Below are 23696 nucleotides of genomic sequence, written 5' to 3'. Positions count from 1 at the left end.
GATGGCGGGCACGTCCAGGGGCGAGGGCAGGTAGTCCACGACCGCGTCGAGCATCGGCTGCACGCCGCGGTTCTTGAACGCCGAGCCACACAGCACGGGGTACAGCTCGCCACCAACGGTGAGCTTGCGGATCGCGCCCTTGATCTCGGCGACGCTGAGCTCCTCGCCACCGAAGTACTTCTCCAGGAGCGCCTCATCGCTCTCGGCGACCGTCTCGAGCAGCTTCTGGCGGTACTCCGCTGCACGGTCTGCGAGGTCGGCGGGGATCTCCTGCACCTCGTACTTGGCACCCATGGTGACATCACCCTTGGCATCGCCGGGCCACACCAGGGCGCGCATCTCGACGAGGTCGATGACGCCGACGAAGTCGTTCTCGGCACCGATCGGCAGCTGCAGGACGAGCGGCTTGGCACCCAGACGGTTCACGATCGTGTCGACCGTGAAGTAGAAGTCGGCGCCCAGCTTGTCCATCTTGTTGACGAAGCAGATGCGGGGCACGTCGTACTTGTCAGCCTGACGCCACACCGTCTCGGACTGGGGCTCGACGCCCTCCTTGCCGTCGAAGACGGCGACAGCACCGTCGAGCACGCGGAGCGAGCGCTCCACCTCGACCGTGAAGTCGACGTGACCGGGGGTGTCGATGATGTTGATCTGGTTCTTGTTCCAGAAGCAGGTCACGGCGGCAGACGTGATCGTGATGCCGCGCTCCTTCTCCTGCTCCATCCAGTCGGTCGTCGAGGCACCGTCGTGCGTCTCACCGAGCTTGTGGTTGACGCCCGTGTAGAACAGGATGCGCTCGGTCGTCGTCGTCTTGCCGGCATCGATGTGCGCCATGATGCCGATGTTGCGGACCTTGTTGAGGTCGGTGAGCACTTCTTGTGCCACGGGGTGTTTCCTCTCGGTGATCGAGTCGCCCGCGCAGCGGGCGTATCGAGATCAGGTTGTCGGCGGTGATACGCGGCCGCGCTGTTACTCCGGTGATTGAGTAGCGGCGCAGCCGCGTATCGAAATCACCAGCGGTAGTGAGCGAAGGCGCGGTTCGACTCGGCCATCTTGTGGGTGTCTTCACGGCGCTTGACCGCGGCACCCAGGCCGTTCGAGGCATCCAGGATCTCGTTCTGCAGACGCTCGGTCATCGTCTTCTCACGACGACCCTTCGCGTAGCTGACGAGCCAGCGCAGCGCGAGCGTGTTCGCACGGTGCGGCTTGACCTCGACGGGCACCTGGTAGGTCGAGCCACCGACGCGGCGGCTCTTGACCTCGAGGGTCGGGCGGACGTTGTCGAGCGCCTTCTTCAGCGTTGCGACGGCATCCTGCCCGTTCTTGGCCTCAACACCCTTGAGGGCGTTGTAGACGATCGACTCGGCGATGGACTTCTTGCCGTCGACGAGGATCTTGTTCACCAGCTGGGTGACGATCGGAGCACCGTAGACCGGGTCGTTGACGACGACGCGGCGGGGTGCGGGTCCCTTACGAGGCATCTAACTCAACCCTTCTTTGCGCCGTAGCGGCTGCGAGCCTGCTTACGGTTCTTGACAGCCTGGGTGTCCAGGGCGCCGCGGACGATCTTGTAACGGACACCGGGCAGGTCCTTGACACGGCCGCCGCGGACGAGCACGAGCGAGTGCTCCTGCAGGTTGTGGCCCTCGCCGGGGATGTAGGCGGTGACCTCGGTGCCGTTGCGGAGCTTGACACGGGCGACCTTGCGCATGGCCGAGTTCGGCTTCTTGGGCGTGGTCGTGTAGACGCGGGTGCAGACACCCGCCTGCTGCGGGTTCGCCTTCAGGGCGGGCGCCTTGGTCTTCGAGACCTTCGGCGAGCGACCCTTGCGAACCAACTGCTGAATGGTTGGCACGTTCTCTCCTTGTTGTGCTGCACGGTGACAGCGATGGTGTTTTCACCACAGATCCACCGGCACAGCGCGAAAGCGCCGGGCTTTTGGTTTGGTGGATATGCCGTGGGGGTGGCCTGTTCGCAGACCGTTCCCGTCGTGTGCGATCCACCCGCCTGCTCGGCACCCCGGCATCCACCCGGGCACAGCACAAGCGCGCGTGCGCGCACACCCGCTCAATACTACGCCGTATGACGAGGGCGGGCAAACGCGGGGGTGTGTCGCGGGTTGCGTGGGGGCGCGTGCCGCGGGTGCGGCCGCAATAACTCAGGAACGGTGGGGCTCGGAGGGCCGATTTCCCGGGGATCGACGGGTTCTCGGGGCTCGACTCCTGAGTTGTTGCGGCGCGGCGCCGCTGAGTTGTTGCGGCGCGGCGGGGGCGAGAGCCGGCGCCGCGCGCGGGTCAGTGCTCGATGCGGCGGAGGTGGAACTCCTCGTCGCCGAGGAAGAAGCGCTCGCCGGCATCGAGCTGGCCGCCGGGCTCGACCTCGACCTCGTCACCCATGAGGGTGCGCACGAGCACGCCGTTGGTCGAGCCGAGGTCGGTCACGACCCACGCCTCACCGCGCTGCTCGAGGCGCGCGTGCGTCTTCGACACGGTGCGCGCATCGTCCTTCACCGGCACGAGCTGCGCCACCGGGAACGCGGGATCGGCCGACGGGCGCCGCCCCAGGATCACGACGGCCGCCGTCAGCGGAATCGGCGATCCGGATGCCGGGACCAGCTCCCACGCCGCGCGGATCGAGCGGCGCGCGATGATCGTCACGTCCATGAGGTCGTCGTCCGCGGCGTCGACCGCGGGCCGCGCCGCGGGGGCTGCCGCGAGCGGGCGCTCTCCCTCGTCGGCCCGGCGATGCTGGGCCGACACGGCCGCAGCCGCGGCGCGCGGTGCTCCCGCGATCGGCGCGCCGATGACAGCCGACACCTCGCCGGACATCTCGGGGAACGCGTCCGGATCTTCCGCGTCGTACGTCCGCCGCGCGCGCAGCGGTTGCGCGGGCGCGGGTGACACAGCCGAATCAGCATCGGATGCCCCGGCCGACGCGGCCGCAACAGGAAGTTGTGCCGTCGTGGGCTGCGGCGCGGTGGGCTGCTGCGCGGTGGACTGAGGCGCCGGCAGGTTCCGCGCCGACACGGGCACGCCGGACGTGGCGCGCTCGGGCTGGGTGGACTCCTCGACGACCGCGGGCAACCCTGCCGCGGCGGATGCCAGGGGCGCCGCCGTGCGCGATGTCGCGGCAGCCGCGGCACCAGCCGTACCCACCGCAGCCGCCCCCGCGGCCGCTTCGGCAGGTTCCGCGGGGGCGACGGCCGCTCCCCCACGTGATGCGGCTTCCGCCGGCGCCGCCGGCACACGCGTGACCGAAACCGCGGGCGTAGCCGGACCAGCACCAGAGCGGCGGCCCGGCACGAAGTCGATCGGCCCCTCGTCGCTCACGGTCGGCCCGACGTACGGGCGCCCGGCCGCCGAGCTCGGCGGGTACGGCGACGGGTGCACGGCCGAGACGTCATCGACCTCGGACGGCCAGGCGGCATCCGACGTGCGATCCGCATCGGGATCGATCGGCGCGGGCCTCGTCGAGCGCAGCGCCGGCGCCGGAGTCGGAGCAGGGAACACGGATGCCTGCGCCGCGTCGGCGTCCGCCGGTGTGCCGCTCTCGCGCTCGCTCGGCGTCACAGCATCGACCGCTGGCCCAGCCGCGCCACCCGGCGCCGCAGAGCCAGCCGCAGCACCCGTGCCAGCCGCACCGCCCGCCGCAACCCCGGCACCAGCACCGCCCGTAGCCCCAGCCCCGGCCACAACGCCAGCCGCAGCATCGACTGCCGCGGTGGCAGGTCGGGGTGCCGTCTCGGGCGGAGTCCAGTACGCCTCCCCTGTCGCCGGTGGCGCGAACCCTGCCTCGGCCGCCGACCGAATCGGCGCGGCAACCGCAGCGGCGCCGGCGGCGTCATCCGCCGCCGAGCCCGCACCGACGCCCGCGCTCGGAAGCCCGGTACCAGCGCCCGCACCCGAGAGCCCGGTACTAGCGCCAACGCCCGCACCCGAAAGCCCAGCACCGGCACCGGCGTCAAAGCCAACGCCCGCGCCCGGAAGCCCATCACCAACGCCAACACCAGCCCCCGCACCCGCCTGCGGCCCGGCATCAGCCGCGGGTGCCGCTCCAAGCTCCCACATCGCCGACTCACGCAACTGCGCGACCGGCTCCGGCGACCCATCGCCCGAACCAGCCCCAGCACCCGAACCGGACCCAGAACCAGCACCCGACCGCGAACCCGCGCGCCCGCCAGACCCGGTCCGCCCAAACGTGCGCGACGCGACGCGCGCGCCGAGCCAGCGGGCGGGGCCGAATCCGAGGATGCTCGCCCACACGACGAACAGCAGCGCCGCGAGCACCGTCATGCCGCCGCCGTACCCGAACCCGGGGTTGATGTTGTGCGCCGAGATCACGAGCAGCACGAACACGGCGATCGCACCGACGACCGGGATGAGCACCAGCAGCACGAGCCAGGGGCTGAACCCGCCCCACTTCAGGACGGTGCCGATGTTCAGCAGCGGCACCCAGCCCTTCCAGCTGGCCTCGCCCATCTTGCGGAACATCGCGCTGAGGGCGAGCGCCGCCCAGACATACGCGGCGACCGCCAGGACGAACGACAGCAGCCCGATCAGGGCGACGAGGGAATCGTCGACGGGTGTGTTCATGTGGTGCGCCGCGCGTCGGTGCCTGCGCGGCTCCCCCTCTCAGTGTGCGACCGCTCAGCATGCGACCTCGCGGTGTGCGACCTCTCGGCGTGCGACGGAGTCCTGCGCAGCAGGCCCCCGGGGAAGAACGATCTCAACGATACGGCCGCGCGCAGGCGTTGCCACGGGCCGGTGGCGAAACCGGCTCTCTCGGCGTCGACGATGCGCCAGAACGCGGATGCCTCGTCGTCAGTCGTCGTGCCCGCCGAGAAGACCGCCTCGTCGGCGCCCCGCGCAAGCTCTTCCGCCGCAGGCCGGTCGAGCGCGTCGGCGATCTCGACGCGCGTCGCAGACACCGGCGGGCGCCGGCGCGCGTCGACGGCCGCGTCGAGATACTCCTCCCACCCGCCGGCGATCCGGTCGGCGGGCGCCTCGGCGCCGCGCCGTCCGCGGCGCCGCAGCGCCTTCGCGGCGACGATCAGCAGGAAGGGTCCGACGACCAGCAGCGCCCCGCCGAGCGCGACGCCGGTGATCTTCAGCACGGCCCACAGCACCGAGAGGTCGAGCTCATCAGGGCGGTCGGCGCTCGCGGCGGCATCCTCTTGGCCGGGCTTGGGCGGATCGACCTCTTCGACGATGTCGGGGCGCACCTCGGTGCCGATCGTCGGGTCGGGCTGCGCGGTGACCTCGTGGCTCGGCGACTGCGTATGCTGCGGCGTGACGTCGACGGCGATCCACTGCCCCGACGCCGCGCGCACCTCGACCCACGCGGCGATGTCTGCCGAGCGGCACGCGCCGTCCGTGCACACGGGCAGCGACGGGTCGCTCGAGCTCAAGCGGGCGCCGACGACGACGCGCGAGGGGAAGCCCAGCTCACGCGCCATCAGCGACACCGCGACGGCGAACTGCTCGTCATCGCCGATCGCGGCGACGAAGTTGTCGGATGCCTCGGCGCGCGGGTCCTGCTCGCGCTCGAGTAGCGCCGTGAACAGCTGGTCGATGCGGGCGAGCGAGTGCCCGGCGGTGCTCGGGACGAACGTGTCGACGCCGGCGGCCTGCATCCACGCGGAGTCCGTTTCGGTCAGCGCATGACTGAGATATCCGCGCTCACGCAGCAGCGACACGAGGCCCTCGAGGGCAGCACCACCCGTACCGGAGACGTGCTCCTGCATCCAGGTGCGCACGCTCGCGGGCGTCGCAGTTTCCGATCCCAGATCGCCGCCGGGCGCCTCGGCCTCGGCGAGCAGCGAGTCGCCGGCGACATCGGACGCCTCGAGCCGGTACCCGTCGCCGTCGTGCCACCCGGCGATCTGCACGGCGGCCGACAGCTCGTCGTCGATGTAGAAGCCGTCGGCGAGCGCCGCCGCGCGTGACCCCGTGAAGCTCGCCGAGGCGAGGGTCCCCGCCGTGGGCATCCAGATGCCCTGCAGCGCCCCGATCGAGATGTCGACGTCGATCGGCGTGCCCGCGGCCGGCGTGCGGGCGGATGCCACGCGCACGAACTCGTCGCCGTCGGCGGCGGTGCGGAACACGGCGCCGTCGTAGTCGTCGAGCACGGCGAGGCGGATGCGCTCGGGCAGCTGCTGCCCCGTGGCGCTGAAGAGCACCTGCTCCAAACGCGCGTCGCTGAACAGCGAGCGGTACGCGACGAGCGGGCTCACGGCCTGCGAGATCTCGACCCGCGGGCCCGTCGCTTCGCGCAGCACCGTGCGCGAAGCCGACGATGCCGCCGCCGGGACGGCGAGCGCGAACACGGCCGCGACAGCGACCATGCCGACGCCGAGTCCCGCGCGGCGGAGGTCGGCGGTGCGCAGCCGACGCAGCCGCACACCGCTGGATGCCGCCGCGGTGCGCAGCGCGCGCACGCGCGCGTCGCGACTGCGCCACGAGAGCCACAGCACGCCGGCGCCGAGCGTTCCGATGCCAACGGTGGTCTCGACCGGGGCGGGCAGCTGCAGCGGGCCCAGCGACAGGGGCGCGCTGACCTCGGTGCGACCGAACAGCAGGCCGAACCCCGTCATCGCGACGGCGACGGGCACCGCGGCCGCTGACCAGCCGTCGCGGCGCCACGCGAACAGCAGCGCGAGGGTCGTCCCGACGAGGAACACCACGAGCGCCGGCACGAGCAGGTTGCGGTACGAGCCCACCGGCAGATCGACGGTGAGCAGGTCCTTCCAGCCGACGACGAGGCCCGCGCCGAGTTCGCCGACGCCGCGCACGAACGACGTGGCGCCGCCCATCCGCGACGGCACCGCGAGCGGCACCCCCGCGACGAGCATGACCGCGGCAAGGAGTCCGACGACAGCCCACCCGCCGAGGCGGCGCCACGTCACGAGCGTCGCGATGCCCGCGCCGAGCAGGGCCGAGGCCGTCACGAGGATCAGGAACGACCCCAAGCGATAGATGGGCCATGCCGCGACGGTGGCGAGCGCCACCGTGAGCGCGACGTACAGCGAACCCGCGACGATGCGCCGCGTGCGCTCGCCCGCACCCGCGCGCACCCGCCCACCCGCACCCGCTGCGCGCGCACGCCAGTCCGCACCCACTGCGCGCGCCGACCCACTCATGAGGCCGCCCCCCGCAGCAGCAGTCCGGACAGGTCGTCGAGCGTGCCGACCGTGACGATCGTGAGGTCGCCGAGCACCTGCGTGCGCGGGTGCGCGCGCTCGTCGCAGACGATCGCGACGATGGCCGAGTCGGCGGGGAAGGCGAGCGCGGCAGAGCGCAGCTTCGCGATGCCGACGTGCGACCCCGCGATCATCACGGCGATCGACAGGTGCTCGTTGGCCTCGGATGCCAGGCGACACACGTCGGCGAAGGCCATCGTGTTCGCGAGCCGGTCGACGCCGCTGAACCCGTCGAGGACCACCCGGGGGCTCGCCGTCGGAATGTGCCGGATCGCCCGCAACCGACCGCGCACGACGCGCGGGATCTCGGCACCGACGACGATGTCGAGATCGCGCGCGTCGTGCACGGCACGCACAGACAGGGATGCCGCGGCCGAGACGGCGAGTTCGAACTCGGCATCCGACCCGTACTCGGGCTCGGCGAGGCCGAGGACGACCGCCATGCGCGACCGGCGCGACTCTTCGTACTGCCGCACCATGAGGCGGCCGGTCTTCGCCGTCGACTTCCAGTGCACCTGCCGCCGCGCATCGCCCGGCGCGTATTCGCGGATCGCGTGGAAGGAGATGTCGGCGTCGACGAGGCGTCGGGTCGGGCTGCCGTCCAGATCGCGGATCAACCCCGCACTGGAGGAGGGCACGGGCACCGTCTGTGGATGCACGAACAGGTCGTGCGCCGCGTCGAAGGCGTGCTCGCGGCGCAGCAGTCCGATGGGGTCGGAGCGCACCGTCGTGGCGGGGCCGATCCGCACGATCCCACGCGGCTGCGGCGGCAGCTCGAGGATCTGCTCTGACGCGGCCCCCGCACGCAGCAGCGGCACGCCGTATTCGACCAGGCCCGCACCGACCGGCACGTCGATGCGCCCGGGCAGCGCCACGCGGCGCCCCGTGTTGCGCACGACGACACTCGCACGCACGCCGTGCCCCGCGACGATCCGCTCGTGGGCGAGCGTGAGACCGACCTCGTAGCTGCGCGCCTGGAACAGGAACGGGACGCTCAGCGTCAGCAGCACGAGCGCCGCGACCCCCGCGACCATCAGCTCGACCCAGCCGAACAGCAGCCCCGCGCCGAGCCCCACAGTCGCCGTCACGAACGCGAGCAGTCCCGCGGGGCGCACTGTGCGGCGACACCACCGGAACGCCGTGATCAGGGCCGCGCGGGTCGCCCGCCACGCCCGCGAGGCGCGCAGCGCCGCACCGACGAGCGCGCGGCCGCGCGCCGACGTGACCTCGGTGCGGTCACCCGTGAGGGTGTGCGCCGCGGTGCGCGTCAGCCGGGAGTCACCGAAACTCACGAAGTCTCCCGGCGGGTGGGCGGGGCGACATCCAGCAGCACCTGGCCGATCACGGCCTCGGGGGTGACGCCGTCGAACTCGGCCTCGGGGTGCAGGATCAGACGGTGCGCGAGCACGGCCACCGCGAGCCGCTTGACGTCGTCGGGGGTCGCATACGTGCGGCCCTGCGACGCGGCGGTCGTGCGTGCGGCACGCGTCAGTGCGAGGGCGCCACGGATGCTGACGCCCAGACGCACCTCGTCCGCGGAGCGGGTGGCATCCACGAGTCGCGCGATGTAGTCAAGCACGAGCGCGTCGACGTAGACGTCGTCGGCGAGCTCCGTCATGCCCACGAGTGCGCCCGGCGTGATGATCGCGGTGAGCTCGGCGATCGCAGTGGCCCCGCCGTCGAGGATGCGCACGGTCGCGGCGTGGTCGGGGTAGCCGAGCGAGGTGCGCAGCAGGAAGCGGTCGAGCTGCGCCTCGGGCAGGCGGTAGGTGCCGGCCTGTTCGACGGGGTTCTGCGTCGCGAGCACGAGGAAGGGCTTTCCGACGGGGCGCGTGACGCCGTCGATCGTGACGTGCCGCTCTTCCATGACCTCGAGCAGCGCCGACTGCGTCTTGGGGCTGGCCCGGTTGATCTCGTCGGCGAGCACGATGTTGGCGAACACGGGCCCGGCGTGGAACTCGAACGCGCCCGTCTTCTGGTCGTACACCGTGATGCCGGTGATGTCACCGGGCAGCAGGTCGGGCGTGAACTGGATGCGCGTCGTCGTGCCCTGCACCGACTGCGCGACAGCGCGTGCGAGCGAGGTCTTGCCCGTCCCGGGGGCGTCCTCCAGCAGCACGTGCCCCTCGCTCAGCATCGCCGTCAGCACGAGTTCGACGACGTGGCGCTTGCCGAGCACCGCGCGCTCCACGTTGTCGGCGAGCGCCGCGAAAGTCTGCGCGAACCAGGTCGCCTGTTCGGAGGTGATCGTCATGGAGTGTCCTCGGAAGTCGGGGTGGGCGTCGGGGAGGGCGAGGGCGTGGGAGCGGGCGTGCAGATGGCCGCAGCGAGGGTGGCCGACGCGGCGTCGAGGCGCCAGCGCTGCGCCGACCAGTCAACGGTGACGCGGATGCCTTCGACGCGGACGGCGGCATCGGGCACGAGCCACGGGTCAGACCCCGGCGCGATGACGGCGCCGGCGGCGTCGTAGTAGACGATGCCGCTCGCATCGAACCTGATGCGGGCCAGGCCCCCGGTCGAGTTCGCTGAGGTGTCCAGCCGCGCGCCGCCGGCGCAGGCGCCGAGCAACCACGTGGCCTGCACCTGGTACGGCGCACTGCCGGATGCCGGGGTCACGGCACCCCACTCGGACTGCCACCAGCCGGCGGTGTGCTCGTAGCGCACGCGGATGCCCGGGTCGCTGTCGAACACCGTGCTGGGCAGACCCGTGAACACCGCGACATTGTCGTTCGGGACCGTCTCGCGCGAGGTCGGCGTCTCGTCGATCGTCCAGGTGGCGCGGCCGTCGCTGACGTGGGCGGTCGGGCCGACGACGAACGTGTAGCCGGTCGGCGCGGCACCGCTCTGCACGGCGCGCACCTCGGCGCTCGTCGTCGCGCGCCCGAACAGCGTGCCGCCGTACCAGGACTCGACGCACAGCGTGAAGGTGTAGGCCCGGCCGTCGGCGAGCCGGCGGAAGACGCGCGAGGAGCCGTCGATCGACGTGACGCACTCCTGGCCGTCCTGGACGATCCCGTATCGCGTCGTCGCGTCGTCACCGCCGGGGCCCGCCGCTCCGGTCGCGGTGACATCGGCGCGTCCGCCGCCGACGTTGACGGCGGTCAGGGTGAGCGTCGGCGCGGTCGGGGCGCCGATGCCGTGCGCCGATACCGTGATCGAGCCGGGCGATTCGCCGGCCAGCCCCGGCGGCACCTCGAAGCGCGACAGCGGCGTGATGACCACCGCCGTCGCCGTGTTCGACCCGACGCGGAATGACGGCACCGTCACCGCCTGCTGACCGGTCGCGACGGCGACCGTGATCGTCTCACCCGCGGGGCTCGAGATCTGCAGCGCGCCGGTGTCGGCGGCATCCACGCCCGTGATCAGCAGCGTGGCCAGTCCCCCGTTCGCATCACCCGGCACGGGGCTCGCCGTCGCGCCCGCCGGCGCGGCCGGCGGGTCGTACGCCCACGCCGTCGTGCGCACCGTCTGGCGCGACGCGCCGATCGCGTTGACCGAGACGACCTCGAACTGGCGCTGCTCGCCGTTCGGCGACGAGATCGCGGGGCACACGCCCTGCGGCGTGCAGGTCGCGACGACGGCTCCTGCCGAGCGCACCTCGAAGCCGCTGATGGCGGGGTACGAGGTCTGCGCGGGGCCCGGATCGACGCGCAGCGTCAGGCTGCCGTCGGCGTAGGCCGACTGCGCGACCGAGGCGGGAGCTGCGGGGTATCCCTGCAGGTCGAGGGTGAGCGCCCCGTTGCGGGCCGCCGTGCTCTGTCTGCCCTGCGCGTCACGCACCGTGAAGCTCGTCGTGCAGGTCGCGCCGGGTGCGTCGTCGGTCCACGTCGCGACGACGCGCGTGGGCGAAGCGACCTGGAACGTCACCCCCGTGCACGTGCTGGTCGGTGCGACCGCGACCAGCACGAGGGGCGTGCTCGGCAGCGGGTTGACCTCGCCGGTGACGCCGATCACGTCGATCGCGCACGAGATGCCGGATGCCTGGCTGCACTGCCGCGACACCTGGCCGCCCTGCGGCAGCACGGCGGGTGCCGCGCCGACCCGCAGGGTGATGCGGCCGGGCGCGACGCCGGCGTGACTGGTGACCTCGACGAGCACGCTCTCGACGGTGCCCGGCGACGCGTCATCGTCGCCGCGCACGGTCAGCAGCGCCCCGTCGAGGGTGACCGTGAAGGATGCCGCTGTGTCGGCGACCGCGTACTGGATCGCCTCGGGGCGCCCCTGCCACGTCGTGAGCGTCGACAGGTCGAGCACGTGCGTGTCGCCGGGCGCCACCTCGAGCGAGGCAGGACTGAGCGAGGGCTGCGGATCGATCGGGGTGACCGTCACCGGCACCGAGAGGACGGTCCACGCCGTCGTACCGACCAGGCGCACCGGCACCAGACAGGCATCCGTCCACGGCGCCCCCTCGCCCGCCGTGTAGCGGATCGTCGTCCCCGAGGTCACGGTGCACGTCGCCGCAGCTCGTGCCCCCGACGCGTGCACCCGCGCCGCGTCGACGTCGAGTGTGCGGCCGCGCGGCACGTCGACGAGGGCCTCCAGCGCGGCATCCACCTGCGACCCCTCACCCACCAGGAGCGGCGCAAGGCCGGCGCGCAGCGCCAGCGCCCCCTCGGAAGCGGCGGGCACCCGCAGGAACGCGTACGTCGTGACGGTGCCCGAGGAGGTCTCACCGGTGACCGAGAACGGGATGATCCGCGCGTCTTCGCCGGGGTCTGCCCGCAGCCGGTCGCCTTCGACGGTCACCCCTTCGGGGTCACCCCACAGGCCCAGCACGAGGTCGCCGACCTCGCCGCCCGACCACAGCACCTTGCCGGCGAGCACGTTGACGCCGACCGAGAGGCTGTCGCGCTCGGCCGGAGTGAGGACGGTGTCGGAGACGACGGGGAAGTCGGGCACGCGCTGCGCGACGACCCGCACGACGATGAGGCCGCGCGCCGTGCTGCCCGATGACGACTCGACGTCGTAGAGGAAGGCCATCGTGCCCGACTCGGTGCCCGCCGAGATCGTGACGGTGTCGTCGGTGACCGACGCGATGAGCCCGTCGAGCCGCTGGAACTCCTCGGTCGTGGTGCCGTCCAGCGCCGTCTCGGGCACGTCGGGGCGCACGCGCACGAGGGTCAGCGTGCCCTGGGTCGGGTCGAGGTCGTTGGCGAGCGGGTGCACGCGGATGACGTTGCCCTCACCGGCCTGCACGTGCACGTAGTCGGTGTACGTCACGGGGCTCGGGCTGCCCTCACCGCTCAGCACCCCGATGCGGACGGTGCTCTCGCCCGTCGCCCCGAACGCGTCGATCACGCGATACCGGAACGAGTCCTGCCCCGACTCTCCCGCCGTGCTCGTGTACACGATCGACATGCCGTCGGCAGAGATGGCCGCCGACCCGTGCTCGGGCTGGGTGACGATGCTGTCGAGCCGCACGACGTCGCCATCGGGGTCCATGCCGAACCCGTCGAACGGGATCGAGACCGACAGTCCGCTCGCGACACGACCCGACAGCCGCGAGGGTAGCGGGTCGCGGTTCGTGTCGTCCGAGACGACGCGCACGCGGACCGTTCCGAGATCGCCGAGCGCGGGCGCCCCCGTCGAGAAGGCGCGGTAGCTGATCGTGTACTGCCCGGGCTCGGTCGGCGCGAGATAGCGCACCACGTCGCCGGAGGCGAAGGCGAGGGCATCCGGCGTCGACGACTCGATCGACTCGGGGTCCAGGCGCGGCCGGGCGCCCGCGGCAGAGACGTCGTTGGCGAGAACGGGGATGTCGATCTGCGCGCCCGCGCGCACGACGACGGAGTCGTCGACCGTGATCGGGGCGGCTTCGGTCGCCGGCGGCAGCAGGTAGACCGTCGCCTCGCCCACGACGGATGCCCCTTCGTCAGCCGTCCCGTCGCTCACGCGATACGACACGGTGCCCAGCAGGCCCGCGTCGCCTGAGTCGGTCAGGCCCGACACGCGCAATTGGCTCTGGCCGACGGCATCCGCCTTCAGCGACGAGCCCGCTTCGGCGCGCACGACGACGTCGCTCAGCAGCAGTACGCGGCCCGTCGGGTTCGACACCGCCGCGAATACGTCGACCGTCGCATCGGCCTGCGGGCGCACGAACGCGACGACCGGCGCCGTCGCCAGCTGCGCGGGAGCGTCGGCGGCCAGCAGCGTCACCCGCACCGTGCCGGTGGCCTCGCTGCCCGCCGACGACACCGTGACCGCCACCCGGTAGGCGCCCGGACTGCTCGCCGAGAAGTCGAACTGCGTCGAACCGCCGACGACGGTCGCGGTCGCCGCCGCATCATCGAGCACGCGCGCTGCCGTCAGCGTGACATCGCCCGCCGTCCCGGTCACGTGCGGGGCCACATCGATCGTCGAGCGAGACCCGGCCGTGTCGACCACCGAGAACGACTGCACCTGCGGCTGCGCATCGGCGAGCACGCGCACCGAGAGACTCTTCGTCGCCGTCGCGCCGCGCGCGTCGCCCACGGTCAGCCCGATCGTCGCGACCTGGTCGCCCCCCGCTCCCGTGTCGGCATGCTGGAAGACGACCTCGCCCTCGGGCGTCGCGGCGACCTGCCCGATGCCCGACTCCTCGGTCGCCGAGAACAGGATCACGGGGTCGCCTTCGGGGTCGACCCAGTCGCCCAGCACGGGCACGCTCACGGTGCCGCCGGTCGCGACCTCGGGCGTCGGCCACTCCTGCTGGCATCCCTCGACCCCGCACCATTCCGGTGCCGAGTTCTCGTCGTCGGCAACGACGGTCAGCGTCACCGTCGCGAGCGACGACAGCAGGCCGTCGGGCGTCGTGCCGTCTGACACGGCGTACGAGAACGTCGCGACTCCCGTCGCGTCGGCGGCGACCCGCACCGCGAAACGCTGCCGGTCGTCGGTGATCGAGAGCGTGCCGAATGCCGGGTCGAGCCCCTGTACAGACGCCGGGTCGATCGCCAGCACGTCCTCGTTGGGGTCGTGGTCGTTCAGCAGCACGGGTAGCGATACGAGCGCCCCGGGACGCACGCCGAAGGCGTCGTCGACGGCGACCGGCGGCCGCGGATCGATGACGGCGGGCGGCTCTTGGTCGGTCGTGTTCGGCGCCGTCTCGACCGGATCGTCGAGATCCCAGTTCTGGCTCGACGGCACGAGGCGGCCGTCCGGCACCGTCCACACCCAGCCCGAGCGGGCGTCGTTGAGCACGAGCCCGTCGCCCGCACCCGTGAAGCCCGGGCGCCGCTGCGTCGGCAGCGTCGCCTCGCCGTACTCGAGCGGCACGTCGCCGCCCGTCGAGGTCCACAGCGTGCCGGGGCCGGCGCCCTCGGGCAACCACGCCGCGTACACCGTGCCGTCGCGCACGATGGGTCGCGCGGCGGTGCCCCGCGAGGTCGTCCGGTCGCCGAACACGCGCTCGGCGGGCTCGTCCGCGGTGGGCACGCGCACGAGCCCCGTCTCGTCGGCGAGGTACACGCCATCGCCGTCGGGGTCCGAGCGCGAGACCGCCACGGTGCCGGATGTGTCGGCGGATGCCCCCGACCGCCGGGCCGTCCAATAGCTGCCGGTCGCGGTGTCGACCAGCACCCAGTCGTCACCGGCCGAGGTCAGCGTGAGCGACGTGCCGTCCGCCGCGACGGGGTCGGTGCGGCGGACCGTTCCCGTGGCGATGTCGAGCCGCGTGACGGTGCCGGCCGCCGCCGAGTAGCTGAACAGCGCGCCGCGCTCATCGACGGCGATGGCATCCGAGGCGGCCGTGTCGGCCTCGCTCGTCGCGGCGCCGGCCGATGCGCCGCCGGTCGGGTCGAGCTGGGCCACCGATCCCGACGACAGCGTGCCGGCGTACACGGCACCGGCATCCGTGCGATACGCGACGAAGTCGCCGCCGGTCGCGACCTCTTCTGTGCCCGACGGCGCCGCCGTCGCGGTGCGCAGACCCTCCGCATCGAGGTCGACCGGCACGGCGTCGTCGATGCGGACGACCTTGGCGTCGCTGTCGGTGAACATGTACGAGCTGTCGGTCGTCGAGACGATGCGACTCGGATTGCTCACCGTGCGCACGGTGTCGAGCTCGTCGATCGCGGTGTTGACCCGCGCGTAGCGCAGGCCGTCAGCCTGCAGAACCCACGCCGTCGTGGTCAGCGGCGGCGTGCGCTGGGCGTCCAGGCCGGGCCACGCGACGCTGATTCCTGCGACCAGCGCAATCGCGGCGCCGGCCGCGACCAGACCCGCCACGGTCGCGCGGCGCATCAGAGCAGCCCCGTCCAGAGCACCACGGCAACCCCGACCGCGACGACGACGGCGATGCCCCCGACGATCCACGGCCAGACCAGGCGCGGCCCCGCCGGCGGCGGGGTCAGGCTCGTGTCCTCTTCTTCACGGCGGCGCTCGGTCGCATCGACCGGCGCGGTGCGGCGGCGGCCGTCGGGCTGCACGCGGCTGCGCGCAGGCCCGCGCACGGTGTCGTCGGCGAAGTCGACCGATCCGGATGCTGCGACCCACTCCGCCGCGGGGACCTCGATCGGCGTCGGCGCGAGACCCTCACGCACCTGCACCGCACGCACCGCCTCGCCGAACGCCAGGGCGGAGCGATAGCGGCGATCGGGATCGCGGGTCATGGCCGTCGCGAGCACCTGCTGCAGCGTGTCGGGGATGTCGGTGCGCGCGATCGGCACGAACGTCGCCCGGGCGATGCGGCGGCGCATCAGCTCGCGGGTGTTCTGCCCCTTCTCGCGGCGCTCGAACGGACTGTGGCCGGCGAGCAGCGAGTACACCGTCGCGCCGAGGCTCCACACCTCGCTCGCGACCGTGCCGCCGGTCTGCTCGGCGACGACTTCGGGCGCGCTCCATGGAATCGACATCGCGAGCACTTCGGCATCCGACGCCCGCAGCAGCGACGACGAGATGCCGAAGTCGGCGAGCACGGCCGAGCCGAACGTCGTGATGAGGATGTTGCTGGGCTTGATGTCGCGGTGGATGAGTCCCGCGCGGTGCGCCGACTCGACGGCGCCCGCCAGCCGCACCGCGATCGCCATGACCTCATCGACGGGCATCCGCTCGATCCGGTAGCGCTGCGCGAGCGAACCGGGGCAGTACTCCATGACGATGTAGGGCCGGCCGTCGGCCGAGATGCCGGCCTGGTACACCGTGACGATCGCGGGGTGCGCAGACAGGTGCGCCAGCACGTCGGCCTCGACGTTGAACATGCGCAGCAGATCGGGGTCGCGCTCACCCGCCGGCAGCACCTTGACGGCGACCTGACGACGGGGCATGTCCTGCTGGTACAGGAAGACATCGGCGAAGCCGCCCGAGCCGAGCGGGCGCACGTAATCGAGCCCCGGCAGCAGGGGCGGCGCAGAGGGAAGCCTGCGCGTCATGGCACCCCCATCTCGTCGAGCGTCTCCGCCCGGCTGTTGCTACTGGTCCGCCGGGCTGTTGCTACTGGTCTGGGCCCAGTCGCCAGACCCGGCAATGCTAACAACTCGCGCCTGCGACAACCGGGCTACGGCTCGGGCATCCCCGGTTCGGCGTTCGGATCGAACGGGGCATCCAGCGAGCGTGTCAGCTCTTCGAGCATCGCCGCGATCTGCGGTTCGACGTACTGGCCGATCGCGGCCTGGATGCGCAGGCGGTGGTGCAGCAGCACGGCGCACACCTCGCGGCCGATCAGGTTCGCGTAGTCGTCGGCGAGGCCGACCTCTTGCCGCAGGGCCGCCTTGGCCTCGTCGCTGAGCGGAGGAAGCGCGGGAACATCGGCATCCGCCTCTTCGGCGAGCCCGCCGATCGTGAACAGGAACGGCGCCCCGGGTGTGGGCTCGGGGTCGAGCGGCAGCCCCTCGAACTCGGGGTCGAGCCCCTCGGCAGGACGGTAGCTGCGCGCGCGATTGCGCTCGGCCTGCTGGTCGAGCTCGGCCTGCAGCATCGGCAGGTTGAGCTCGGTGTAGTCGGCGACGGCGTGGTCGATGATCGTCTTCACGCGGGTCGACAGTCCGTGCTGCACGCCGTGCGGCACGTCAGAGCCGAGGCCGGCGGCCGAGAGCACGGGCGAGCCGATGCAGCGGCGGCACGGCGCGACCCGGCCGCGGTGCGTCGCCGGCTCCCAGCGCGGCAACCACCGCAGCCAGGCGTCGACCGCCTGGCTGACCTGGGTCTCTATCGACCGCTCCACCCGTCCATTGTCGCGCCTCGTGGCGCGATCCCGCGGGATTTCGCGGGATCTCGCGGCGCCCCCGCTCGGCCACCTCGGACGTCTGCGCGGCGCCCCACCGCAATAACTCAGGAACCGCACCTCGATTCCCGGTCAAAACACCCGATGTCGGGCCCCGACCGGCCACAACTCCTGAGTTATTGCGGTCGGCGGCCCGGCAGGGCGTGAGCACCCGGTGGTCACCCGCCGCCGCGCCACCGGGCCCGTCGATGCCGCCCCACCTCCGGCGGCGGTGCCGCACCGCAATAACTCAGGAACAGCACCCTAATTCCGGGCCAAACCATCCGAAATCAGGCCCCAGGCGGCCACACCTCCTGAGTTATTGCGGTCGGCGGCCCGGCAGGGGCCGAGCCGGGTCAGTCGTCGTGCTCCCAGGGCCAGCGGGGGCGGCTGGCGCGCGTGCGGACGAGGGCGATGGCGGCCCAGCCCGCGACGAGGGCTGCTACGGCGAGGACCACGGCGAACCACGACGTCGCGAACGCGCCGATGGCGGCGATCGTGCGCGCCGCGTCAGCCCCGACCAGCACCGCGCCGACGAGCACCCCCACGAGATACGCCAGGAAGGTCGCCACCACGATCAGCAGCACGCCCACGTACGACGGCTGCGGCCGGCGCACCGCCACCCACGCGGTCGCCGCGAACACGACGACGGATGCCCCCGTTCCGACGGCGCCCGGCACCTGGCCGAGCCCCGCGACGGGCAGCACCTCGGCGTCGGTCAGCAGGCTGAGCAGTCCGAAACCGGCGATCAGCAGGGCGAAGAAGCCGACCGCAGCGAAGGCGACCGCGACGGGCGGCCGGACTCCCCGCTGCGGCTCGGACATCAGCCCTGGTGGATGCGCGGGCCAGCCTCGAGCGTGCGCTCGTACTCGCGCTGCGCTTCACGGTTGAGCTCGCTTACGCGCTTGCCGCGCGCCGCGACCCACGCGCCGAACCAGATCGTCAGCTCGCGGCCGACGACCAACGCGACGATCGCGAGCGGCGCGAGCAGCTGGCCGGCGACGAGCTCTTCACCCTGGCTCGCCGTAAGCTGCCAGAACGGCGCCTGGAACAGCTGGCCGAGCAGGTGTCCGCCGTACGAGGCGGCGCCGACGAGCAGACCGAACACGACCCAGTGGCCCCACCGGCCGCGGTTGATGATCGCGCCGAGCAGCCAGAACGCCAGGAAGAACACGACGACCGGCACCCAGAACCACCACGAGGTGAGCGCCGCGAGGGCTTCGGTTCCGACGTTCGCGGTCGTGACGTCGCCGTCGATCGCGCGGAACCCGAGCGCGGCGGCGAGGTACAGGATGCCGAACGAGAGCGCGGCGAGCACTCCGATCGCCCCGGCGGCGGCGCGGTTGCCGCGCGGGCGCGGCGCCTCGGGAGCCTGCACGAAGATGGGCTGCGGCTGCGGGAACGCGGCGGGAGCCGCGGCAGCCGCCGCGACCTCGGCCGGCGCGACCGTCTCGGCCACGACCTCGGTGGGCGCGTCGGAGTATGCCCCGGGAACGTAGGCCTCGTCCACCTCGTCGTCGGCGTACAGACTGCCGGCTGCGGGGGCTGCGGGGGCGACGACTGTCTCGACCGCGGGTTCCGCGGCCGCCGCGTCAGCAGCCGGAGCCACCTCGGTCGCGTCGGAGGCCACGGGAGCTTCGGGTGCAGCAGGGGCTGCGGATGCCACGGCATCCGTCGACGCCGCCTCGGCCTCGCGCGACATCGCCTCGGCCTCGGCCAGGCCCTCGTGGGCGCTGGCGACAGCCGCGTCGGCCGACGTGACCTCGTCTGCCGGGGTGTTCTCCTCGACCGGCTCGCCGTACTGGGTGTCGCTCATGCGTTGCTCCTCACGCGGGGCGCGTGCCGCCGCACAGTGAGCGTAACGCCCGCCCCTCGCCCAGCCGCGCAGGCCCGCCGACGTGTTGTCATGCGCGCGGACGGCGCGCGAGCGGCGCTCGAACCCGGCATCCACCGAGTCGCCGCATCGCGACGTGTCAGGGCGAGACTGTCGGCGAGCGTGCCTATCGTGGACGCATGACCCGCACCGCGCCCGCCCGCATCGCCGCCCTCGGCGCCGCGCTGATGCTCGCGACCGTGATGCTCGCCGGCTGCGTCGGCACGCCCGATCCGGAATCGTCGACGACGGCGGATGCCCTGACGACGACCGCCCCCTCACCGTCGCCCTCGGTGACGATCGCACCGTTCCCGATGGGTGAGTCGGTATCGACGACGGCACTGCCGGCCGACCTGCCGCAGGGGTGTCGCGACATCCTCGACGCCGACGTGCTCGCGCAGCTCGAGGGCGTCCCGCTCAACGCGGACGGCATGGGCGGGGGCATCCGAGCCGACAGCTCGCGCGTGTGCGTGTGGGGCGATCCGGGCGCGGCCGGCACGTGGCTGGTCACGGTGATCGGCTACTCACCCGAGCGCGAAGCGCGCGATGCGCTGTATGCCCTCGGCAACGACGGCTACACGTGCTACGAGCCGCGCGGCGGCATCCGCTGCGAGAAGACGTGGGATCACCCGACTCTGCCGGTGGAGGAAGGCCGCACGCTCTTCTACCGTGACGGCGTCATCGTCGACACGCAGTTCTCGAACCTCGCACCGACCGGATACACGAACGCGATCATCGACGCCCTGTGGGTGACGGGGCTGCCGACGGCCACACCCACCCCGTCGGCCAGCGCCAGCCCGACGCCGTAGCGCGAGCGCGAGCGCGGTAGCGCGCCGACGCGCACGCACCTGCGCCCACGCGCGAGCGCGAACCGCTCAACCCCAGACGCGCGCCCCCGTGCGCGAGACGTACTCCGCCGGATGCCAGGCATCCTCCGTCGTCGACAGCCACAGACCGGCGCCCGCCTCGATCGTCTCGGTGAGCGTGCCGTCGGTGCGCGTGCAACGCGTGCGGTCGCCCTCTGCCGAGCAGTCGAAGCCCTCGCCGGGCAGCGCCGCCGCGGCGATCGACCCGGCATCGGTGGGCACGGTCGCGAGCGTCGTGGTCACGGTGCCCTCGTCGGCGTGCCACGAACACGTGAAGGCGACCTGCGGCTGCAGCGCGGTCAGCAGCGCGGTCGCAGTCGTGGTCGGGGCATCCTTCGACGGCGTCATGATCGCGCCGTCGGTGAAGCGCATCGTCGCCCACAGGGCGTCGTCGTAGAGTCCGGCGCAGTCGGCCGGCGGGCCGGAGACGACCTCGTCGCCACCGACTGCGACGGGGTCGGTCGTCGCCGCGGGAGGGTTCATCGCGGTGTCGACCCAGGCGATGGATGCCGGCAGCATCGGCAGCGCGAGCACGGCGAGCACCCCGAGGGTCGCCGCGCATCCGATGCCGACGATCCAAGCGAATGCGGCATTCCTGCCACCGACCCGAGCCATGCCTCCAGGCTAAGCGCCGACTCGCCCCGCGGCCGGTGGACACCCCGGCACGATCGCGCGACCGCGCGACAAACCCGGCGACGCGCGCCGACACCCCGACCCCGCCGTGCGCGACACCCCCACCCCACGCCCCCCGAAAACGGCGAAGGCCCCCAGAACCAAAGTCCTGGGGGCCTTCACAGCGGTCACCGAGTGGTGACTCGACTCAGTTGTACGTACCGGGCGTGAAGTCGTCCGTCGAGAAGCTGTCGAAGTCGACGTAGCTCAGGTCGGCGTCGCTGTAGGCGCCGTCCGAGGCGAAGATGCGGTTGGGGTACCGCTCGCTCTTGGCCTCTTCCGTCGCCTCGACCGTGACGTTGCGGTACTTCGCAAGACCGGTTCCGGCGGGGATGAGCTTTCCGATGATGACGTTCTCCTTGAGGCCGACGAGCGGGTCGCTCTTGCCCTCCATGGCCGCCTGCGTCAGAACGCGGGTGGTCTCCTGGAACGACGCGGCCGACAGCCACGACTCGGTCGCGAGCGACGCCTTCGTGATACCCATCAGCTCGGGACGACCCGACGCGGGGCGCTTGCCCTCGGCGACTGCCTCGCGGTTGATCTGCTGGTAGCGCTTGAAGTCGACCAGCTCACCCGGCAGCAGCGTCGTGTCGCCGTGGTCGACCACGGTGACCTTCCGCAGCATCTGACGGACGATGACCTCGATGTGCTTGTCGTGGATCGGCACACCCTGCGAGCGGTACACGCCCTGCACGCCGCCGACGAGGTACTTCTGCACCTCGCGGGCACCCTGCACACGCATGACCTCCTTGGGGTCGAGCGTGCCCACCAGGATCGGCTGGCCGACCGTCACGTGCTGGCCGTCCTCGACCAGCAGCGTGGCGCGCTTGAGCACCGGGTAGACGTGCGGCTCGTCGCCGTTGTCGGGCGTGAGGATGACCTTCTTCGCCTTGTCGGTCTCATCGATCGTGATGCGACCGTCAGCCTCGGCGATCGGGGACGCACCCTTGGGGGTACGGGCCTCGAACAGCTCCTGCACACGCGGCAGACCCTGGGTGATGTCGTCGGCAGAAGCCGAACCACCTGTGTGGAAGGTACGCATCGTCAGCTGCGTGCCGGGCTCACCGATCGACTGGGCCGCGATGATGCCGACGGCCTCACCGATGTCGACGAGCTTGCCGGTCGCGAGCGAACGGCCGTAGCACTTCGCGCAGACGCCGACCGCCGAGTCACACGTGAGCACCGAGCGGACCTTGATGGTCTCGACGCCGGCCTCGACGAGCTTGTCGATGAGCACGTCACCCACGTCGTCACCGGCGGATGCCACGACCTCGCCCGACGGCGCGACCACGTCGGCCGCCAGGGTACGGGCGAACACCGAGTTCTCGACGTTCGCGTCGCGCACCAGCGTGCCGGTGGCATTCGGAGCGGCGATCGTGAACTCGAGGCCCTTCGTCGTGCCACAGTCGTCCTCGCGGATGATGACATCCTGCGAGACGTCGACGAGGCGTCGCGTCAGGTAACCCGAGTCGGCGGTACGGAGGGCCGTGTCGGCCAGACCCTTACGGGCACCGTGCGTCGCGGTGAAGTACTCCGCAACCGACAGCCCCTCGCGGTACGAGGAGATGATCGGGCGGGGCATGATCTCACCCTTGGTGTTGTTGACCAGGCCTCGGATGCCCGCGATGTTGCGGATCTGCAGCCAGTTACCACGGGCGCCCGAGCTCACCATGCGGTTGATGGTGTTGTCGGCGGGGAAGTTGGCCTTCATCGCGGCCTGCACCTCGTCGGTCGCCTCGGTCCAGATCTTGATCTGCTCCTGACGACGCTCGGCGTCGGTCACGAGACCCTTCTCGAACTGGCCCTGGACCTTCTGCGCCTGCTGCTCGAACTTGGCGATGATCTCGCCCTTGTTCGGCGGGGTCAGGATGTCGCTCAGTGCGACCGTGACGCCCGAGCGCGTGGCCCAGTAGAACCCGGCATCCTTGATGCGGTCAAGCGACGCGGCGACCTCGACCTTGGGGTATTCCTCGGCGAGCTTGTTGACGATCTGCGACAGCTTGCCCTTGTCAGCCTGCTCGCGCACGAACGGGTAGCCCTTGGGCAGCGTGTCGTTGAAGATCGCCTGACCGAGCGACGCGTCCACGAGGCCGTGACGGTCGTAGCCCTCGGGCGCTTCGCCCTCGAGGAACGACAGACCCGGGATGCGGATGCGGACCTTGGCCTGCAGGTCGAGGGTGCCCTCGTCCTTGGCCAGGATCGCCTCGCCGACCGAACCGAACACGCGACCCTCACCGGCAGCACCCTCCTTGACCGTGGTCAGGTGGTGCAGGCCGATGATCATGTCCTGCGAGGGCAGGGTGACCGGGCGGCCGTCAGACGGCTTGAGGATGTTGTTCGACGCGAGCATCAGCACGCGGGCCTCGGCCTGAGCCTCGACCGACAGCGGCAGGTGCACGGCCATCTGGTCACCGTCGAAGTCGGCGTTGAACGCCGCACACACGAGCGGGTGCAGCTGGATGGCCTTGCCCTCGACGAGCTGAGGCTCGAAGGCCTGGATGCCGAGGCGGTGCAGCGTGGGTGCACGGTTCAGCAGCACGGGGCGCTCGCGGATGATCTCCTCGAGCACGTCCCAGACCTCGGGACGCGTGCGCTCGACGGCGCGCTTGGCGGCCTTGATGTTCTGCGAGTGACCGAGGTCGATCAGGCGCTTGATCACGAACGGCTTGAAGAGCTCGAGCGCCATCTGCTTGGGCAGACCACACTGGTGCAGCTTCAGCTGCGGACCGACGATGATGACCGAGCGGCCCGAGTAGTCGACGCGCTTGCCGAGCAGGTTCTGACGGAAGCGGCCCTGCTTGCCCTTGAGCATGTCGGACAGCGACTTCAGGGCACGGTTGCCGGTACCGGTGACGGGGCGACCACGGCGGCCGTTGTCGAACAGCGCGTCGACGGCCTCCTGCAGCATGC

At 71.8% G+C, this 23696-nt stretch carries 15 protein-coding genes; 1 reads left to right on the top strand and 14 read right to left on the bottom strand.

Annotated features, from left to right (window positions below):
• The 12 genes from BGO46_RS00285 to BGO46_RS00230 form a co-directional block, all read right to left on the bottom strand.
• The coding region (locus BGO46_RS00285) for a GTP-binding protein (RefSeq protein ID WP_299984950.1) at positions 1-885 on the bottom strand (885 nt) is incomplete at its 3' end.
• 125 nt (positions 886-1010) lie between these two features.
• Entirely contained in the window at positions 1011-1481 is a 471-nt protein-coding gene (gene rpsG / locus BGO46_RS00280; protein ID WP_292897750.1) for a 30S ribosomal protein S7, read from the bottom strand.
• 5 nt (positions 1482-1486) lie between these two features.
• Entirely contained in the window at positions 1487-1855 is a 369-nt protein-coding gene (gene rpsL, locus BGO46_RS00275) for a 30S ribosomal protein S12 (RefSeq protein ID WP_018171438.1), read from the bottom strand.
• Positions 1856-2294: 439 nt separating this feature from the next.
• Positions 2295-4592 carry a DUF5684 domain-containing protein gene (locus tag BGO46_RS00270; protein WP_292679237.1) on the bottom strand — a complete coding sequence of 766 codons (2298 nt, stop codon included), beginning with the start codon at positions 4590-4592 and terminating at the stop codon, positions 2295-2297.
• Entirely contained in the window at positions 4589-7117 is a 2529-nt protein-coding gene (locus BGO46_RS00265; protein WP_292679241.1) for a transglutaminase-like domain-containing protein, read from the bottom strand. The genes BGO46_RS00270 and BGO46_RS00265 overlap by 4 nt, the downstream gene beginning before the upstream one ends.
• A gap of 17 nt (positions 7118-7134) precedes the next feature.
• Positions 7135-8490: a DUF58 domain-containing protein gene (locus BGO46_RS00260; RefSeq protein ID WP_292679244.1), complete on the bottom strand. Its 1356-nt coding sequence runs from the start codon at positions 8488-8490 to the stop codon at positions 7135-7137.
• Positions 8487-9452 (bottom strand): MoxR family ATPase, encoded by a 966-nt coding sequence (locus BGO46_RS00255; protein WP_292679247.1) that lies wholly within the window; start codon positions 9450-9452, stop codon positions 8487-8489. Before BGO46_RS00255 ends, BGO46_RS00260 begins: the two co-directional genes overlap by 4 nt.
• Positions 9449-15418 (bottom strand): Ig-like domain-containing protein, encoded by a 5970-nt coding sequence (locus BGO46_RS00250; RefSeq protein ID WP_292679249.1) that lies wholly within the window; start codon positions 15416-15418, stop codon positions 9449-9451. Before BGO46_RS00250 ends, BGO46_RS00255 begins: the two co-directional genes overlap by 4 nt.
• Entirely contained in the window at positions 15418-16545 is a 1128-nt protein-coding gene (locus BGO46_RS00245) for a serine/threonine-protein kinase (RefSeq protein WP_292679253.1), read from the bottom strand. The genes BGO46_RS00250 and BGO46_RS00245 overlap by 1 nt, the downstream gene beginning before the upstream one ends.
• Before the next feature lie 125 nt (positions 16546-16670).
• Positions 16671-17336, bottom strand: coding sequence for a spermidine/putrescine ABC transporter substrate-binding protein (locus BGO46_RS00240; protein WP_292679257.1), 666 nt, complete (start codon positions 17334-17336; stop codon positions 16671-16673).
• A 395-nt stretch (positions 17337-17731) separates the two neighbouring features.
• Positions 17732-18199 (bottom strand): DUF6121 family protein, encoded by a 468-nt coding sequence (locus BGO46_RS00235; protein WP_292679260.1) that lies wholly within the window; start codon positions 18197-18199, stop codon positions 17732-17734.
• Positions 18199-19191: an ABC transporter gene (locus BGO46_RS00230; protein ID WP_292679263.1), complete on the bottom strand. Its 993-nt coding sequence runs from the start codon at positions 19189-19191 to the stop codon at positions 18199-18201. The genes BGO46_RS00235 and BGO46_RS00230 overlap by 1 nt, the downstream gene beginning before the upstream one ends.
• Positions 19192-19388: 197 nt before the next feature.
• Here BGO46_RS00230 and BGO46_RS00225 point away from each other — a divergent pair, with 197 nt between their 5' ends.
• On the top strand, positions 19389-20057 hold the full coding sequence (locus BGO46_RS00225; protein ID WP_292679266.1) for a hypothetical protein: 669 nt from the start codon (positions 19389-19391) through the stop codon (positions 20055-20057).
• Between the two features lie 66 nt (positions 20058-20123).
• On the opposite strand, the gene BGO46_RS00220 is transcribed toward BGO46_RS00225, so the two are convergent.
• Both BGO46_RS00220 and rpoC read right to left on the bottom strand, forming a co-directional pair.
• Entirely contained in the window at positions 20124-20729 is a 606-nt protein-coding gene (locus BGO46_RS00220; protein WP_292679269.1) for a hypothetical protein, read from the bottom strand.
• A gap of 205 nt (positions 20730-20934) precedes the next feature.
• Positions 20935-23696: DNA-directed RNA polymerase subunit beta' (rpoC, locus tag BGO46_RS00215; RefSeq protein WP_299984945.1), on the bottom strand; the 2762-nt coding region annotated here is incomplete at its 5' end.

The organism is Microbacterium sp. 70-16, assembly GCF_001898315.1.
Classification (GTDB): Bacteria; Actinomycetota; Actinomycetes; order Actinomycetales; family Microbacteriaceae; genus Microbacterium.
This window is presented reverse-complemented; position numbering and strand designations above follow the sequence as displayed.

Bases quoted from the DNA above. Each gene is read 5' to 3' on its own strand.
- rpsG (WP_292897750.1), bottom strand. From the start codon at position 1,481: ATGCCTCGTAAGGGACCCGCACCCCGCCGCGTCGTCGTCAACGACCCG.
- BGO46_RS00270 (WP_292679237.1), bottom strand. From the start codon at position 4,592: ATGAACACACCCGTCGACGATTCCCTCGTCGCCCTGATCGGGCTGCTG.
- BGO46_RS00255 (WP_292679247.1), bottom strand. From the start codon at position 9,452: ATGACGATCACCTCCGAACAGGCGACCTGGTTCGCGCAGACTTTCGCG.
- BGO46_RS00250 (WP_292679249.1), bottom strand. From the start codon at position 15,418: ATGCGCCGCGCGACCGTGGCGGGTCTGGTCGCGGCCGGCGCCGCGATT.
- BGO46_RS00245 (WP_292679253.1), bottom strand. From the start codon at position 16,545: ATGACGCGCAGGCTTCCCTCTGCGCCGCCCCTGCTGCCGGGGCTCGAT.
- BGO46_RS00235 (WP_292679260.1), bottom strand. From the start codon at position 18,199: ATGTCCGAGCCGCAGCGGGGAGTCCGGCCGCCCGTCGCGGTCGCCTTC.
- BGO46_RS00230 (WP_292679263.1), bottom strand. From the start codon at position 19,191: ATGAGCGACACCCAGTACGGCGAGCCGGTCGAGGAGAACACCCCGGCA.
- BGO46_RS00225 (WP_292679266.1), top strand. From the start codon at position 19,389: ATGACCCGCACCGCGCCCGCCCGCATCGCCGCCCTCGGCGCCGCGCTG.
- BGO46_RS00220 (WP_292679269.1), bottom strand. From the start codon at position 20,729: ATGGCTCGGGTCGGTGGCAGGAATGCCGCATTCGCTTGGATCGTCGGC.